11 protein-coding genes and 1 other annotated feature are annotated in these 14,793 nt (G+C 42.6%); of the genes, 9 read left to right on the top strand and 2 right to left on the bottom strand.

Annotated elements, in window-relative coordinates; all coding sequences use genetic code 11:
• Window positions 1–13: 13 nt before the first annotated feature.
• The 7 genes from hemC (at window position 14) to ysxE (ending at window position 7,067) form a co-directional block, all read left to right on the top strand.
• On the top strand, window positions 14–934 hold the full coding sequence (gene hemC / locus N1I87_RS12945) for a hydroxymethylbilane synthase (protein ID WP_341102147.1): 921 nt from the start codon (window positions 14–16) through the stop codon (window positions 932–934).
• A gap of 5 nt (window positions 935–939) precedes the next feature.
• Window positions 940–1,731 carry a uroporphyrinogen-III synthase gene (locus tag N1I87_RS12940; RefSeq protein ID WP_341102145.1) on the top strand — a complete coding sequence of 264 codons (792 nt, stop codon included), beginning with the start codon at window positions 940–942 and terminating at the stop codon, window positions 1,729–1,731.
• A 1-nt stretch (window position 1,732) separates the two neighbouring features.
• The gene (hemB, locus tag N1I87_RS12935) at window positions 1,733–2,719 is read left to right on the top strand and encodes a porphobilinogen synthase (RefSeq protein ID WP_003355541.1); all 987 of its coding nucleotides are present in this window, start codon (window positions 1,733–1,735) and stop codon (window positions 2,717–2,719) included.
• Window positions 2,720–2,740: 21 nt separating this feature from the next.
• On the top strand, window positions 2,741–4,030 hold the full coding sequence (gene hemL / locus N1I87_RS12930) for a glutamate-1-semialdehyde 2,1-aminomutase (protein ID WP_003355540.1): 1,290 nt from the start codon (window positions 2,741–2,743) through the stop codon (window positions 4,028–4,030).
• A 235-nt stretch (window positions 4,031–4,265) separates the two neighbouring features.
• Window positions 4,266–4,607, top strand: a complete 342-nt coding sequence (locus N1I87_RS12925) for a helix-turn-helix domain-containing protein (RefSeq protein WP_003355539.1) — start codon at window positions 4,266–4,268, stop codon at window positions 4,605–4,607.
• Between the two features lie 227 nt (window positions 4,608–4,834).
• Window positions 4,835–6,001 carry a LysM peptidoglycan-binding domain-containing protein gene (locus N1I87_RS12920; protein WP_341102141.1) on the top strand — a complete coding sequence of 389 codons (1,167 nt, stop codon included), beginning with the start codon at window positions 4,835–4,837 and terminating at the stop codon, window positions 5,999–6,001.
• A 49-nt stretch (window positions 6,002–6,050) separates the two neighbouring features.
• Entirely contained in the window at window positions 6,051–7,067 is a 1,017-nt protein-coding gene (gene ysxE / locus N1I87_RS12915) for a spore coat protein YsxE (protein ID WP_003355537.1), read from the top strand.
• A 153-nt stretch (window positions 7,068–7,220) separates the two neighbouring features.
• Here ysxE and N1I87_RS12910 read toward each other — a convergent pair whose 3' ends face one another.
• Together N1I87_RS12910 and N1I87_RS12905 are read right to left on the bottom strand one after the other, a co-directional pair.
• Window positions 7,221–7,412, bottom strand: a complete 192-nt coding sequence (locus N1I87_RS12910; RefSeq protein WP_040341825.1) for a hypothetical protein — start codon at window positions 7,410–7,412, stop codon at window positions 7,221–7,223.
• Between the two features lie 175 nt (window positions 7,413–7,587).
• The gene (locus N1I87_RS12905) at window positions 7,588–8,877 is read right to left on the bottom strand and encodes a dicarboxylate/amino acid:cation symporter (protein ID WP_341102138.1); all 1,290 of its coding nucleotides are present in this window, start codon (window positions 8,875–8,877) and stop codon (window positions 7,588–7,590) included.
• Between the two features lie 315 nt (window positions 8,878–9,192).
• Window positions 9,193–9,413 (top strand) — a binding site (T-box leader).
• Window positions 9,414–9,477: 64 nt separating this feature from the next.
• On the opposite strand from N1I87_RS12905, the gene N1I87_RS12900 reads away from it, so the two are divergent.
• On the top strand, window positions 9,478–12,102 hold the full coding sequence (locus tag N1I87_RS12900; RefSeq protein ID WP_445285717.1) for a valine--tRNA ligase: 2,625 nt from the start codon (window positions 9,478–9,480) through the stop codon (window positions 12,100–12,102).
• A gap of 165 nt (window positions 12,103–12,267) precedes the next feature.
• The gene (locus tag N1I87_RS12895; protein ID WP_341102133.1) at window positions 12,268–13,560 is read left to right on the top strand and encodes a bifunctional folylpolyglutamate synthase/dihydrofolate synthase; all 1,293 of its coding nucleotides are present in this window, start codon (window positions 12,268–12,270) and stop codon (window positions 13,558–13,560) included.
• The last annotated feature ends 1,233 nt before the right edge of the window (window positions 13,561–14,793 follow it).

Below are 14,793 nucleotides of genomic sequence, written 5' to 3'. Positions count from 1 at the left end.
GAAGGAGGCCGTTATGAGAAAAATTATCGTAGGGTCGCGTAGAAGCAAATTGGCGCTGACACAAACCAAATGGGTCATTCAACAATTAAAAAGGCTAAATCCTTCCTATGAATTCGAAATAAAAGAGATCGTGACAAAAGGCGATAAGATTCTTGACGTTACCTTATCCAAAGTGGGCGGGAAAGGATTGTTTGTCAAAGAGATCGAGCAGGCCATGCTGAACAAAGAAATTGACATGGCAGTACATAGCATGAAAGATATGCCTGCATATTTGCCAGAAGGGCTTACGATCGGCTGTATTCCTGAACGGGAAGATCACCGTGATGTCTTGATTTCTAAAGACGGGCTCACGATGGACCAATTGCCGGCTGGGGCGAAAATTGGGACAAGCAGTTTGCGGCGCGGAGCTCAAATCTTGGCGCACAGACCGGATGTGAAAATTCAATGGATCCGCGGAAATATTGACACACGTCTGAAAAAACTGGAAACCGACGACTATGATGCGATTGTTTTGGCCGCTGCCGGCTTGTCGCGCATGGGCTGGACAAAAGATGTCGTGACACAATTTTTAGATCCGGATATTTGCCTTCCGGCTGTTGGACAAGGGGCGCTAGCCGTTGAATGCCGGAAAGACGATGAAGAGCTTTTGTCCCTTCTCCAAGGATTAAACAGCATAGATACCGCCCAATCAGTCGCTGCTGAACGAGCTTTTCTTCAAAAAATGGACGGCGGATGCCAAGTGCCGATTGCCGGCTACGCTCATGTAAAAGGAGAAGAAGTAGCATTGACTGCACTTGTTGCCTCACCAGATGGGAAAACCGTTTACAAAGAAATGGCGGCAGGTAAAAATCCCGAACAAGTGGGGGAAGAAGTAGCTCGTCGCATGATTCGAATGGGAGCCAAACAGCTGATTGATCAGCTTGCTGGGGAGTGAGCTTTATGGGAGGGAGTCTTCCATTAGCCGGAAAGCAAATTTTGATTACCCGCGGCCAAAAGCAAGCAACTGGTTTTGCTGCCGAAATTGAACAGCTTGGCGGTATTCCCCATGTTGTACCGTTAATCGCGTTTCAACCTGTTCACGATCAAAGGGAAGAAGAATTTTTGCGAAGGCTCGAGATGTTTGACTGGGTGATTTTCACAAGCAAAAACGGTGTGGATTTCTTTTTTCAAATTCTGTCGGAAAGAGCCGTTAAACCGCAAAAAAGCCTATTAGCCAAATTTGCCGTGGTAGGGGCAAAAACAGAACAAGCTTTAAATAAACATGGCTTTCATGCGGATTTTGTTCCCGACCGGTATACGGCAGATGAGTTTGTCCGCTGCATTCAAAACGGACGTTTTCGTGCGGAACGCGCTCTCATACCAAAAGGAAATTTATCCAAAGAATCCATCGCAAGAGCGTTGCGGTCAACTGGTGCGTCTGCGGAAGAATGGATAGTCTATGAAACGATTTTCCCAAAAGAATCGGAAGAGAAGCTCGTTTCATTGTTGAATCACGATATTTTGGATGTCGCATGTTTTACAAGTCCATCGACCGTTCGCCATTTTATGAGAGTAGTAGAAGAGCATCAATTAAAACGACACTTAACACGGATTTTGTTTGCCAGCATTGGTCCGGTCACCAGTAAAGAGCTTAAGCAATACCATCTTCCTGTGCATATTTGTCCAGGAGAGTATACGATGGATGCCTTGCTGGCAGAAATTTGCGCTTTTTTCAAAAAGGAGGAGACATAATATGGAACTGCAATTTAAACGTCATCGCCGTCTTCGTCAATCGTCGAATATGCGTGCTTTAGTGCGTGAAAATTTCGTTCGAAAAGAAGACTTAATTTATCCAATCTTTGCGGTTGAAGGAGTCAATATAAAAAACGAAGTGAAATCGATGCCTGGTGTTTACCAATATTCCATCGATCGTCTAAAAGAAGAAATGGATGAAATTGTGGAATTAGGGATTAAATCGGTGATCGTTTTTGGTGTACCGAAAGAAAAAGACGAAGTGGGATCAGGGGCCTACCATGACCATGGCATCGTTCAGGAAGCGATTCGCTATATTAAAAGCCATTACCCGGACATCGTCGTAGTGGCGGACACTTGTTTATGCGAATACACAAGCCACGGCCATTGCGGCGTTGTAGAAGGCAGTCAAATATTAAATGATCCGTCTCTTGATTTATTGGCCAAAACAGCAATAAGCCAAGCAAAAGCAGGGGCGGACATTATCGCTCCTTCCAATATGATGGATGGATTTGTGGCGGCTATCCGCAAAGGTCTGGATGAATCAGGATTTGAATATGTGCCGATTATGTCTTATGCGGTGAAATATTCCTCCAGTTTCTACGGACCTTTTCGCGATGCTGCCGATTCTACTCCGCAGTTTGGCGACCGCAAAACTTATCAAATGGATCCGGCCAATCGTCGTGAAGCGCTTCGGGAAGCGGAGTCAGATATTGAAGAAGGCGCAGACTTTTTAATTGTGAAGCCTGCGATGTCTTATTTGGATATTGTTAGAGACGTCCGTAACAGCTTTAATGTGCCGATTGTCGCTTATAATGTCAGCGGTGAGTATTCGATGGTCAAAGCGGCCGCTCAAAACGGATGGATCGATGAAAAAGCCATTGTAATGGAAAAATTAACGAGCATGAAACGTGCAGGTGCCGATCTCATCATTACTTATTTTGCAAAAGATGTCTGCCGTTACCTTCAAGAAGATTCTGTTTTGTAATTAAGAAAATGGGGGATAAACATGCGTTCTTACGAAAAGTCCAAACAAGCTTATAAAGATGCCGTTAAACTCATGCCCGGTGGAGTCAACAGTCCGGTCCGTGCTTTTAGATCGGTCAATATGGATCCGATCTTCATGGAGCGGGGAAAAGGCTCCAAAATCTATGACATTGATGGAAATGAATATATTGATTATGTTCTTTCTTGGGGTCCGCTTATTTTAGGACATGCAAACGATCAAGTGATTGAAGCCATTAAGAAAACGGCCGAAAATGGAACGAGCTTTGGTGCGCCTACGATTATGGAAAATAAATTGGCAAAACTCGTTCAAGAACGAGTTCCATCTATAGAGATCGTTCGGATGGTGTCTTCCGGTACGGAAGCCACGATGAGCGCGCTGCGGCTGGCAAGGGGATATACGGGACGAAATAAAATTGTAAAATTTGAAGGATCGTACCATGGACACGGCGATTCTTTGCTGATCAAAGCGGGTTCAGGAGTGGCTACTCTCGGGCTTCCTGACAGTCCGGGAGTGCCTAAAGGAATAGCTGAAAATACGATTGCTGTCCCTTATAACGATCTGGAAGCTGTTAAGCAAGCTTTTGAAAAATACGGTGAGGACATCGCTTGCGTGATCGTGGAGCCGGTGGCAGGGAACATGGGCGTTGTTCCGCCGGTTCCAGGATTTTTGGAAGGGCTGCGGAAAGTGACGAAGGAATACGGATCGCTTTTGATTTTTGATGAAGTGATGACAGGTTTCCGTGTTGATTACCATTGTGCTCAAGGATATTTCGGAATAACGCCGGATCTCACTTGCTTAGGAAAAGTCATTGGAGGCGGACTGCCTGTTGGCGCTTTCGGTGGACGAGCGGACATCATGGAGAAAGTAGCACCGAGCGGCCCAATTTACCAAGCCGGAACACTTTCCGGAAATCCTCTTGCGATGACAGCAGGATATGAAACCCTTCGTCAGCTTACTCCTGATCTTTACAAAGAATTTGTCCGTAAAGCAGACCGGCTGGAAGAAGGCATTCACGCAGCGGCTGAAAAATACGAAATTCCGCATACTATCAATCGTGCCGGTTCGATGATTGGTTTGTTCTTTACGAACGAAAAGGTGATCAACTATGAAACAGCGAGAACATCTGATTTAGAGCTGTTCGCCAGCTATTATCGGGAAATGGCCAATGAAGGGATCTTTCTGCCTCCTTCTCAATTTGAAGGAATTTTCCTATCGGCTGCCCATACGGACGAAGACATTGAAAAAACGATTGCTGCTGCTGAAAAAGCGTTCAAAAAGATTAGAGGATAAAGCGCTTGAGCAGAGAGAGCGACAATCAAGCTTTGCTAAATGAACCGCAATATGGTTCAAATGCTCGTTAAAGGATGCAAGTTAAGATTGTTTCAAATAAAAATTATTATGGGGTGGCCTAAAAGCCCCCTTTTAAAAACAAGAAAACCCGACGAGATGATATCATTCTGATATTAACCCTCTTGTGTAGACAGTTGGAAAAAAACCTATACTGTTTGCATAGGAGGGATTTATTTTGGCTAAAAAGGGACAAAAATTCATAAACTATTCAGTTGAGTTCAAACTATTCGCTGTAAATAAGTATTTGGAAGGTGAAATGGCATACACAGCTATTGCTAAGGAACTTGGTTTATTCGATCACTCCTATATACGTCGTTGGGTAAAAAATTATAGGGAATTTGGTGTAGAGGGTCTTAAAGAACGTCGTGGAATATCACGATCACCTCTGAAAGGCAGACCCAGAACCAAACCTATGTCCGTAGAAGAAGAAAATAGAATCTTAAAAATGGAGAATGAATTTCTAAAAAAGTTACGAGCTTTTCAAAGGAGGTTTGGGGCAGTTTATTTCCTTCTTTGATAAAGAATCAATTATTACGCAAATAAACATATTCCAGAAAACTTGAGCATAGATTGAAAATAAAGCGAATCTTGAGAGCAGCGGGTCTTTGTTTTAGGGCTGATGAAAAATCGGCTACTGGATGGAAAACTTCGATGACGTACTTGAGCAGAATCAAAGGATACCGGATTTTTGCTGATAGTAAGTTCTTTTATAAAACAGTTTGAACTTGGAAAGGAGGAATCCATTTGGCACAGAATGATCAATCAAGTTTGCGCTTTTCTTTGGAAGAAACGCTTTGGTTTCGAAAGGGACAGGAAGTAGAGGAATTGATATCCATTTCTTTGGATCCAGAGATTGTAGTTGAAGAACAAGAACATTTCGTTGTCATTCGAGGGCAGTTAAGGCTGTCGGGTGAATATCTTTCCGTAGAAGAAGCAATCGAAGAGGAAGATCAGTTAACCAATGGGAAGTATGTTCAAGAAGTGAGGGTGGACGACGAAGGAGGGATGGAGTTTTTCCACGGCTTCCCCATTGATATATCGATTCCAAAAAGCAGGGTGCATTCATTGGAAGATATTGAAGTAAGCATTGAAACGTTCGATTATGAAATACCGGAAAAATCTTGCTTAAAGCTGACAGTGGATTTAACGATTGACGGTACAGCCGCAAGACAGACAGATAACGAGACGTTCTCATTGGAAGAAGAAATAGAAGAAGTGGAGGTGTTTCCTCGGGAACGGCATCAAGATATATTAGAAGAGGAAAAGAACGAACAGGAAAGAATTTACCCGCTTTTTTCGGAACAAGATGCAGAACTAGAGGAAGAAGAAGGAACGTTTTATGCTGAAGCAAAAAGAAAGGAAAAAACAGAAGACTTTCCAGAGGAGGAAGAAGAAGCTTCTATAGGAGAAAGGTTTTCGGAAGAGGAAGAATGGAAAGAACTGAAAAATCAATCAGGAGAGGCGCCACGTAAAGAGCAAGCTGATCGAAAGGAAGGGTATTCCGAGAAAGAACCAGCATTTTTTGATTCGGAAGAAGAAAACATATTCATTGAAAATGCAGCCGAATACAAAGGTGAAACGTCTCATCAAAGTGAAGCGGAGGAAAACGAATCGACGGAAGAAGAGGATTCGAAAGAACAAGAAGAGGAAAAGCCTAAACAAAAGATTTTCAAAAAGAAAAAGCATTATGAATCCATATCGCTCAAAGAATTTTTTGCCAGGAAGGATGAAGAGAAGCCTGCAAAATTAAAAGTTTGCATTGTCCAAAATGGTGAAACGATTGACCAAATTGCGGAGCGGTATGAAGTAAGCGTTCAACAAATTATAAAGGAAAATCAGTTAGAAACGACACAAAGTGTCTCCGGTGGTCAAGTTCTGTATATTCCGGAATCCAAAACGGCAAAACATTAGACGTCGAGCAGGTTTATTCCTGCTCGCTTCTTTTAAAGCAGGTGAAGGTATGGAGGATATGCAAGCGATACTTCAAAACTATGGATTATCTCTGACCTTCTATGAGCTTTTTGGGAAAGTGGCGAAGGTCCATACCGATAAAGGAGTGTTCGCCGTCAAAAGAATTCCAGCAAACGAGGGGATGGAATTTATCCGCTCGCTTCAACTTCTGTTTCAAAAAGGCTATCATCGCCTCGTTCCGGTTTATCCGACATTGGATGGACGCTACGGGGTTCTTCATGGCCATCATCTTTATTATTTAATGCCCTGGCTAACCGGCAATGAAAAGGAAGGGAGAAGCCAACGCCATCAGCAAATGTTCCGTGAGCTCGCAAGACTCCACACTTTGTCCACACGGGAAATACCGGTGGATCAGGAGGAAAGAAAGCAGCACTTTGAAAGAATGAAAGCAGAGTGGGAGAAACAGGAAGAATTTTTAGAACAATGGATCACAAGCTGTGAACAAGAAATTTATATGTCGCCTTTTCAACTGTTATCCAGTTTGTACTATATTCAAATTTTGCAAGCTCTTCAATTCTCAAAAGAAAAGTTGGAAGAGTGGTATGAAGCGTCAAAAGAAAATAAAACGGTGCGTACGGTGATCATACACGGAAAACTGTCGCCGGAACATTTTCTTTATAATGAAGACGGACTAGGTTATTTCTCCAACTTTGAACGTTCACAAACGGCCCTTCCGATTCGGGATCTTCTTCCGTTCTTATCCCGGACCCTAAAAACGTATCCAACAAAGCACGACGAATGTTTGGAATGGATTATGACTTATTTTGCCTATTTTCCGTTGAAAGAAGATGAAATGTCGTTATTTCTTAGTTATTTATCTTATCCCGGACAAATTTTATCGACTCTGGAAAAGTATTCGGAAACCGATGTGAATAAGGATGAAAAACAGTTTGTCCGCACTCTTCAACATGACTATTGGCAGCTTCGAAATGTAGAATATATCGTCATGCGGATATTGGAGAATGAACAAGCAAAAAAAGAAAAACAGGGAGGCAATTCTTCATAAAAAATGTAAAGTGGCATGAAACGGTGAGCTTTGCTGCGGTTGTTTGGAAGGAACTTTTTTCGTTTTGTTTCATGTGAGGATGGAAGTCTTTAACAACGGCTCCCCGCTTTTCGTTGGAATGAGCATAGCAGCCTTCTTTTAGAAATGAAGACTCTAAATCCATTCCCAATATAAGGCAATGGCAAGAAGGACAAATATTGAGAGTAAAATAACATCAAAAGTGGTCGGCAAAAAAATCGTCCGAATCGCTTGGAAAATGGTAAAGGGAATGATTAATTGCCGAGCAACTGCTCTTACGACTTGGAGCCATGGCGGCAAGAGGAGAGGATTATACTTTTTTCGCATACTGGACACCTTCCTGAGTAGTGTACTATATCCTATGTCAATCGGGATAATTGGTGAGAAAACAAAAAAAGCCGGCTTAAAGTTCAACACTCTTTCTACGAGCACTTATGATTCTTGTTAGAACCGATATGCTCCCTGTTGCAGAAAGATTGAACTTTTATGCCAGCTTTTTGTTTTATTTGGTTATAGACTGTTCTGAATTCGTCCCCCAATGTTTTTCCGTACTTACTACAGGATGAGTGGAGAAGCGATCAAATTCTTTTTCTGTTTTGGATATGACAACCGTTGCAACTGCATTTCCAATGATATTTGTAATGGCGCGCGCTTCTGACATAAATCGATCGACGCCGATTAACAATGCGATTCCTTCAACGGGTATCATCGGAAAAGCTGAAAGCGTCGCTGCGAGCGTAATAAAACCAGAGCCGGTCACCCCAGCTGCTCCTTTTGAGGTCAACATCAAAAGAGCAAGCAGCATAATTTGATGTCCGATGGTTAAATGAACCCCGTAAGCCTGGGCAATAAACATCGCTGCCATCGATAGATAGATGGCTGTTCCATCCAAATTAAAGGAGTAGCCGGTTGGAACGACAAGACCCACAACGGATTTAGAACAGCCGAAGTTTTCCAATTTTTTCATTAAAGTCGGTAAAGCGGATTCAGAAGAAGACGTACCTAAAACGAGCAGCAGTTCTTCTTTAATATAAGCGATAAATTTCAAAATATTAAATTTAAACAATTTGGCTATCAATCCGAGAATAATGAAAACAAATAGGAACATAGTTAAGTAGATGGAACCCATCAGTTTTCCGAGGTTGACAAGGGATCCGACTCCGAATTGTCCGATGGTGTAGGCCATGGCTCCAAATGCCGCAATCGGAGAAAATTTCATAATCATATTGACAATTTTAAAGAAAATATCTGTTAATTGTTCAAACAATTTGATGACAGGTGATGCTTTTTCTCCCAAGGACGCTGCTGCGAGTCCAAATAAGACAGCAAAAAATAAAATAGGAAGTAAATCGCCTTTAGCCAACGCTCCTACAACGCTGTCCGGAATGATGCTGGAAATAAAATCAATAAAACCGTGCCCTGATTCTTTTGCTTGTGATACATACTGGGAAATATCTTCGTGTTTAGCACCGGATAAATCAAAGCCTTTGCCTGGTTGGACGATATTGACGACGATCATGCCGATCGCTAATGCGATAGTGCTGACGACTTCAAAATAAATAAGGGCCTTTCCGCCGATCCGTCCGACTTTTTTCATATCTCCCATGCCGCCGATTCCTGTGACAACGGTCAAGAAGATAATAGGCGCTATCAACATTTTAATTAATTTAATGAACCAATCAGCTAAAATTTTTAGCTTTGATGCAAATTCTGGAAATAGGATACCGACAATGATTCCTAATAAAATTCCAATAATAACCCTTACGGTTAAATTATTGAAGTTGATCCTCACTTTGGTGTTCCCCCTTTTCGTGATCGCTTTCAAAATCTATTATATAACAGGTTTGAACATTCGTCATTACTATATAATAATATTTTTTGCAAATTTTTATCGAAACGAAATATTCGAAAAATAGTTTAAACTTCTCAACTTCCGTTTTAATTTTTATATCGAAAAAGACAACAGCATTGTCTAAAAAACAGGAAAAATGGCGATAATCATTGACGAACTGGTAGCAAATTCGCTAATATAATGGTTGAAACAGAAGGAACGCTGTTATTTGCGACAACGAAAAAAGATAAAAGCTGAATGATAATATAGTATCGATTAATAGCTTGGAAAGGGAGGAGTATGGTGATCACCGCTCTTTTAGAGAGGGAATCCATGGCTGAAAGATTCCTGAGCGGATTCATCGGAAGGTCGCCCTTGAGCTGCTTCTGTGAAACGATTTAGTAGCCGAAGCCGGGAAAACCCGTTATCCGAAAGAGTGCCGGATTTCGATCCGGAAAAAAGGTGGTACCACGAAGACAACTCCTTTCGTCCTTTTGGCGATGGGAGTTTTTTATTTTGAATTGAAAAGGAGGAAACGCTGTGGAGAATCACGAAGTGAAGATGCCGCCAAAGTATGACCCGCGCGCTGTAGAAGCGGGAAGATACGAGTGGTGGGTAAACGGTAAATTTTTTGAAGCAAAAGATGATCCAGAAAAACAACCTTATACGATTGTGATCCCGCCGCCCAATGTGACCGGAAAGCTTCATTTGGGGCATGCTTGGGATACCACTTTGCAAGACATTTTAACGCGTATGAAACGCATGCAAGGTTACGATGTCCTTTGGCTTCCGGGCATGGACCATGCAGGAATTGCTACGCAGGCAAAAGTGGAGCAAAAACTTCGGGAAGAAGGAAAGTCCCGCTACGATCTAGGTCGGGAAAAGTTTTTAGAGGAAGTTTGGAAATGGAAAAAAGAGTATGCCGATTTTATTCGTAAACAATGGGCTAAACTCGGCCTTGGCCTGGACTATAGCCGTGAACGTTTTACTCTCGATGAAGGACTTTCAAAAGCGGTTAGAAAAGTGTTCGTTTCTCTTTACCGCAAAGGTCTCATTTATCGCGGAGAGTACATCATCAACTGGGACCCGGTGACGAAAACAGCTTTGTCTGATATTGAAGTCGTCTATAAAGAAGTAAAAGGCGCTTTCTACCATATGAAATATCCGCTCAAAGACGGTTCTGGCTATATTGAAGTGGCGACTACCCGTCCGGAAACGATGCTGGGTGATACGGCGGTAGCTGTTCATCCGGATGATGAACGGTATAAGCATCTTATTGGCAAAACGGTGATTTTGCCGATCGTTGGCCGGGAAATCCCGATTATCGGCGATGAATATGTCGATATGGAATTTGGCTCCGGAGCCGTAAAAATTACGCCGGCGCACGATCCGAATGACTTTGAAGTGGGCAACCGCCATAATTTGGAACGGATATTAGTCATGAACGAAGACGGCACCATGAATGAGAATGCCCTTCAATATCAAGGAATGGACCGTTTTGAATGCCGTAAGCAGATTGTTAAAGACTTAAAGGAACAAGGTGTTCTTTTCAAAATTGAAGAACACATGCATTCAGTTGGGCATTCTGAACGAAGCGGCGCGGTTGTTGAACCATTTTTATCAACACAATGGTTCGTGAAAATGGAACCGTTGGCCAAAGCGGCTATTGAATGGCAAAAAGGAAAAGACAAAGTTCACTTTGTACCCGAACGATTTGAAAAAACGTATTTGCATTGGATGGAAAACATCCGCGATTGGTGCATTTCCCGTCAGCTATGGTGGGGTCATCGAATTCCAGCTTGGTATCATAAAGAAACCGGTGAAATTTACGTTGATATGGAATCGCCTAAAGATATTGAGAATTGGGAGCAGGATCCGGACGTTCTTGATACATGGTTCAGCTCGGCGCTTTGGCCATTTTCCACTATGGGTTGGCCGGATACAGAAGCATCGGATTACAAACGCTATTATCCGACTGATGCTCTTGTCACTGGATATGATATCATTTTCTTCTGGGTCTCAAGAATGATTTTCCAAGGTTTGGAATTCACTGGAAAACGGCCGTTTAAGGACGTTCTTATTCATGGACTTGTCCGTGATGCGGAAGGTCGAAAAATGAGCAAATCACTTGGAAACGGGGTAGACCCGATGGATGTCATCGATCAATACGGAGCTGATTCACTCCGCTATTTCCTTGCAACGGGAAGTTCTCCGGGACAAGATTTGCGTTTCAGCATTGAAAAAATTGAGTCTGTCTGGAATTTTGCCAATAAAATTTGGAACGCTTCCCGGTTTGCCATGATGAATATGAACGGGCTCACGTATGAAGAAATTGATTTAACCGGAGAGAAATCAGTGGCGGACAAATGGATTTTAACCCGCTTGAATGAAACCATCGAGCTTGTGACAAATCTTGCTGAACGCTATGAATTCGGGGAAGTCGGCCGGGTATTATATAATTTTATTTGGGATGACTTCTGCGACTGGTATATCGAAATGGCCAAATTGCCTCTTTATGGCGATGATGAAGCGTCCAAGAAAACGACTCGTTCCGTTTTGGCGTACGTATTGGATCAAACGATGCGGTTGTTGCATCCGTTCATGCCGTTTATTACCGAGGAAATATGGCAAAATCTTCCGCATAAAGGAGAATCGATTACCGTTGCGAGCTGGCCGGTCGTTCGTCCTGAACTTTCTGATCCAGAAGCCGCTGATGAAATGAAGCTTCTAGTGGAAATCATTCGTTCTGTCCGCAATATCCGCGCGGAAGTGAATACGCCTCTCAGCAAGCCGATTAAAATGGTGGTACAAGCAAAAGATGAACATATTTTGTCTGTTCTGGAAAGAAACCGTGTGTATCTTGAACGCTTCTGCAATCCAGAAACGTTGACGATTGCAACGGACATAGAGGCTCCGGAAAAAGCGATGACGGCGGTTGTAACGGGAGCGGAAATTTTCTTGCCGCTTGAAGGCTTAATCAACTTAGAAGAAGAGATTGCCCGATTGAAAAAAGAATGGGAAAAATGGAATAAAGAAGTGGAAAGAGTACAGAAAAAACTCAGCAATGAAAACTTCGTGAAAAAGGCGCCTCAAAAAGTGGTTGAGGAAGAGCATCAAAAAGAAAAAGACTATCTCGAAAAACGAAAAGCTGTCGAAGAAAGAATTAACGAATTACAAAATTTATAATAGCCAGCAGAATGTGCTTTCCGTAAAAGAAAAAGGACTGGAAAATGAGGAGGGATGGATTTGCTTCTGCAAAGCAAGTATTCCTCCTTGCTTCCAGTCTTTTTTTGTATTCTTTTTTGAAATCGTTTTTCTCAAGTAGTATTGTAATAAAGGGGGGATTGAAAAATGATTCATACATACGAAGAAGCGTTAGAATGGATTCATGGAAGATTGAAGCTTGGAATCAAACCGGGTTTAAAGAGAATGGAATGGATGATGGAGAAGCTTGATCATCCGGAGCGCCGCTTGAAAGCCGTACATGTCGGAGGGACAAATGGCAAAGGGTCAACGGTTGAAATGATCCGCTCCATTTTGCAAGAAGCGGGCTATCATGTCGGAACTTTTACTTCCCCGTATATCGAACAATTTAACGAACGAATCAGCGTGAACGGCAAACCCATTAGCAATGAAGAGATTGTCCAGCTGACCAATGTGATTAAACCATTGGCGGAAGAACTGGAAAATACAGAATGGGGTGGTCCATCAGAATTTGAAGTCATTACGGCGATGGCTATTTATTATTTTGCCAAAATCCGCCCGGTTCCTTTAGTCATTTTTGAGGTGGGAATGGGAGGACGATTTGATTCCACCAACGTGATTATTCCGATATTGACGGTGATTACGAATATTGGAATGGACCATATGGAGTATTTGGGGGATACTGTTGAAAAAATTGCATTTGAAAAGGCAGGAATCATTAAAAACGGAATCCCTGTGATCACGGCAGTTCATCAAGAGGATGCTCTTGCTGTCATTCAAAATAAAAGCAAAAAAGGCCGTTCCAGCCTTTATCGATTGGGGAAAGAGTTCTCGGTCGAACATGTTGCTTCTGTTCCGGAGGGTGAAAAGATCAACCTCTCATCCGTTTTAGGAAGCTGGGAAGATTTAATTGTCGGATTAAAAGGAGTCCATCAAGTCGAAAATGCTGCTCTTGCATTAATGGCGGCTTCCTACTTGAAAACGTTCTTTTCTTTCTTAATTGAAGAGGAGCATATTCGCGACGGATTAAAAAATGCGTTTTGGCCAGGAAGAATGGAAGTTTTGTCCGAGAAGCCTTTAGTCATGATGGACGGCGCTCATAATCCTGATGGGATCAAGGCACTTACCGAAACGATAAAGCAGCGTTATTCGGAATATAAACGCACGATTCTTTTTGCGGCGCTGAAAACGAAAAAAATAGACGACATGGTGCGATCGCTTGAAGAAATCGCGGATGAACTTGTTTTTGCCACATTTGATTTTCCGAAAGCAGCCGGACAAGAAGAATTTTCAGGCTGCAACGGAACGTATATTGGAGAAGGGTGGCCGTCTTTCTTGAAGGAAAAAACAGCCTCTCTTCAAGAAAACGAAATGCTCATGATTACAGGCTCTCTGTATTTTCTTTCAGAAGTGAAAAAAGCATTCCAAAAAAACAAATAAGGTGACACTTCCATTCATGGAACATGAATGGTTAGTGGAACCAATCGGGCATTAGGGGCAGTTGTCCTCCAATTGGAGCTCTATTAGTCCTATATGTTCTGGAGAGGAAGGATCTTACTGCCCCTTCATGCGGGATAAGGTGACACTTCCATTCGTGGAACACGAATGGTTAGTGGAACCAATCGGGCATTAGGGGCAGTTGTCCTCCAATTGGAGCTCTATTAGTCTTATATGTTCTGGAGAGGAAGGATCTTACTGCCCCTTCATGCGGGATAAGGTGACACTTCCATTCATGGAACATGAATGGTTAGTGGAACCAATCGGGCATTAGGGGCAGTTGTCCTCCAATTGGAGCTCTATTAGTCCTATATGTTCTGGAGAGGAAGGATCTTACTGCCCCTTCATGCGGGATAAGGTGACACTTCCATTCATGGAACATGAATGGTTAGTGGAACCAATCGGGCATTAGGGGCAGTTGTCCTCCAATTGGAGCTCTATTAGTCCTATATGTTCTGGAGAGGAAGGATCTTACTGCCCCTTCATGCGGGATAAGGTGACACTTCCATTCGTGGAACACGAATGGTTAGTGAAACCAATCGGGCATTAGGGGCAGTTGTCCTCCAATTGGAGCTCTATTAGTCCTATATGTTCTGGAGAGGAAGGATCTTACTGCCCCTTCATGCGGGATAAGGTGACACTTCCATTCATGGAACATGAATGGTTAGTGGAACCAATCGGGCATTAGGGGCAGTTGTCCTCCAATTGGAGCTCTATTAGTCCTATATGTTCTGGAGAGGAAGGATCTTACTGCCCCTTCATGCGGGATAAGGTGACACTTCCATTCGTGGAACACGAATGGTTAGTGAAACCAATCGGCATCAGGGACAGTTAGCTTTATTGAGAAGAGGTCTTACTGCCCTTTGCAGGAAAAACGATCAGGAAGACTCGTAGCGGGTCTTCTTTTTTTGCTCGAAATAGTTTTCTTGTTGTTGAATCAAAATTGTTATTCTCATATAAAAATCGACTGTCCGGGCGAAGGAGAAACTATTTTTTGATAGCTTTTTTATCCAACGATTATTCTACCATTCGACACGTATTTTCTTGATTAAAGATTTGTCGTCATAACGAGTCAATAAATCCATTTTGATGATAGCAAGGGAATCTACATATGCGGCCTTCCCGTGATGCAACAACTACCCTTCAAAATAACGTTTATAAGTCAATGGCGATGCC

The organism is Bacillus sp. FSL W8-0102 (assembly GCF_038007225.1).
Taxonomy (GTDB): domain Bacteria; phylum Bacillota; class Bacilli; order Bacillales; family DSM-4216; genus Bacillus_O; species Bacillus_O smithii.
Note: the sequence above shows the minus strand (reverse complement) of the source record. Positions and strands in the feature narration are given on the sequence as shown.

Excerpts from the sequence above, each read along its gene's own strand:
- ysxE (WP_003355537.1), top strand. The coding sequence starts at position 6,051 with ATGGAGGATATGCAAGCGATACTTCAAAACTATGGATTATCTCTGACC.
- N1I87_RS12900 (WP_445285717.1), top strand. The coding sequence starts at position 9,478 with ATGCCGCCAAAGTATGACCCGCGCGCTGTAGAAGCGGGAAGATACGAG.
- N1I87_RS12910 (WP_040341825.1), bottom strand. The coding sequence starts at position 7,412 with ATGCGAAAAAAGTATAATCCTCTCCTCTTGCCGCCATGGCTCCAAGTC.
- hemL (WP_003355540.1), top strand. The coding sequence starts at position 2,741 with ATGCGTTCTTACGAAAAGTCCAAACAAGCTTATAAAGATGCCGTTAAA.
- N1I87_RS12940 (WP_341102145.1), top strand. The coding sequence starts at position 940 with ATGGGAGGGAGTCTTCCATTAGCCGGAAAGCAAATTTTGATTACCCGC.
- hemB (WP_003355541.1), top strand. The coding sequence starts at position 1,733 with ATGGAACTGCAATTTAAACGTCATCGCCGTCTTCGTCAATCGTCGAAT.
- N1I87_RS12895 (WP_341102133.1), top strand. The coding sequence starts at position 12,268 with ATGATTCATACATACGAAGAAGCGTTAGAATGGATTCATGGAAGATTG.
- hemC (WP_341102147.1), top strand. The coding sequence starts at position 14 with ATGAGAAAAATTATCGTAGGGTCGCGTAGAAGCAAATTGGCGCTGACA.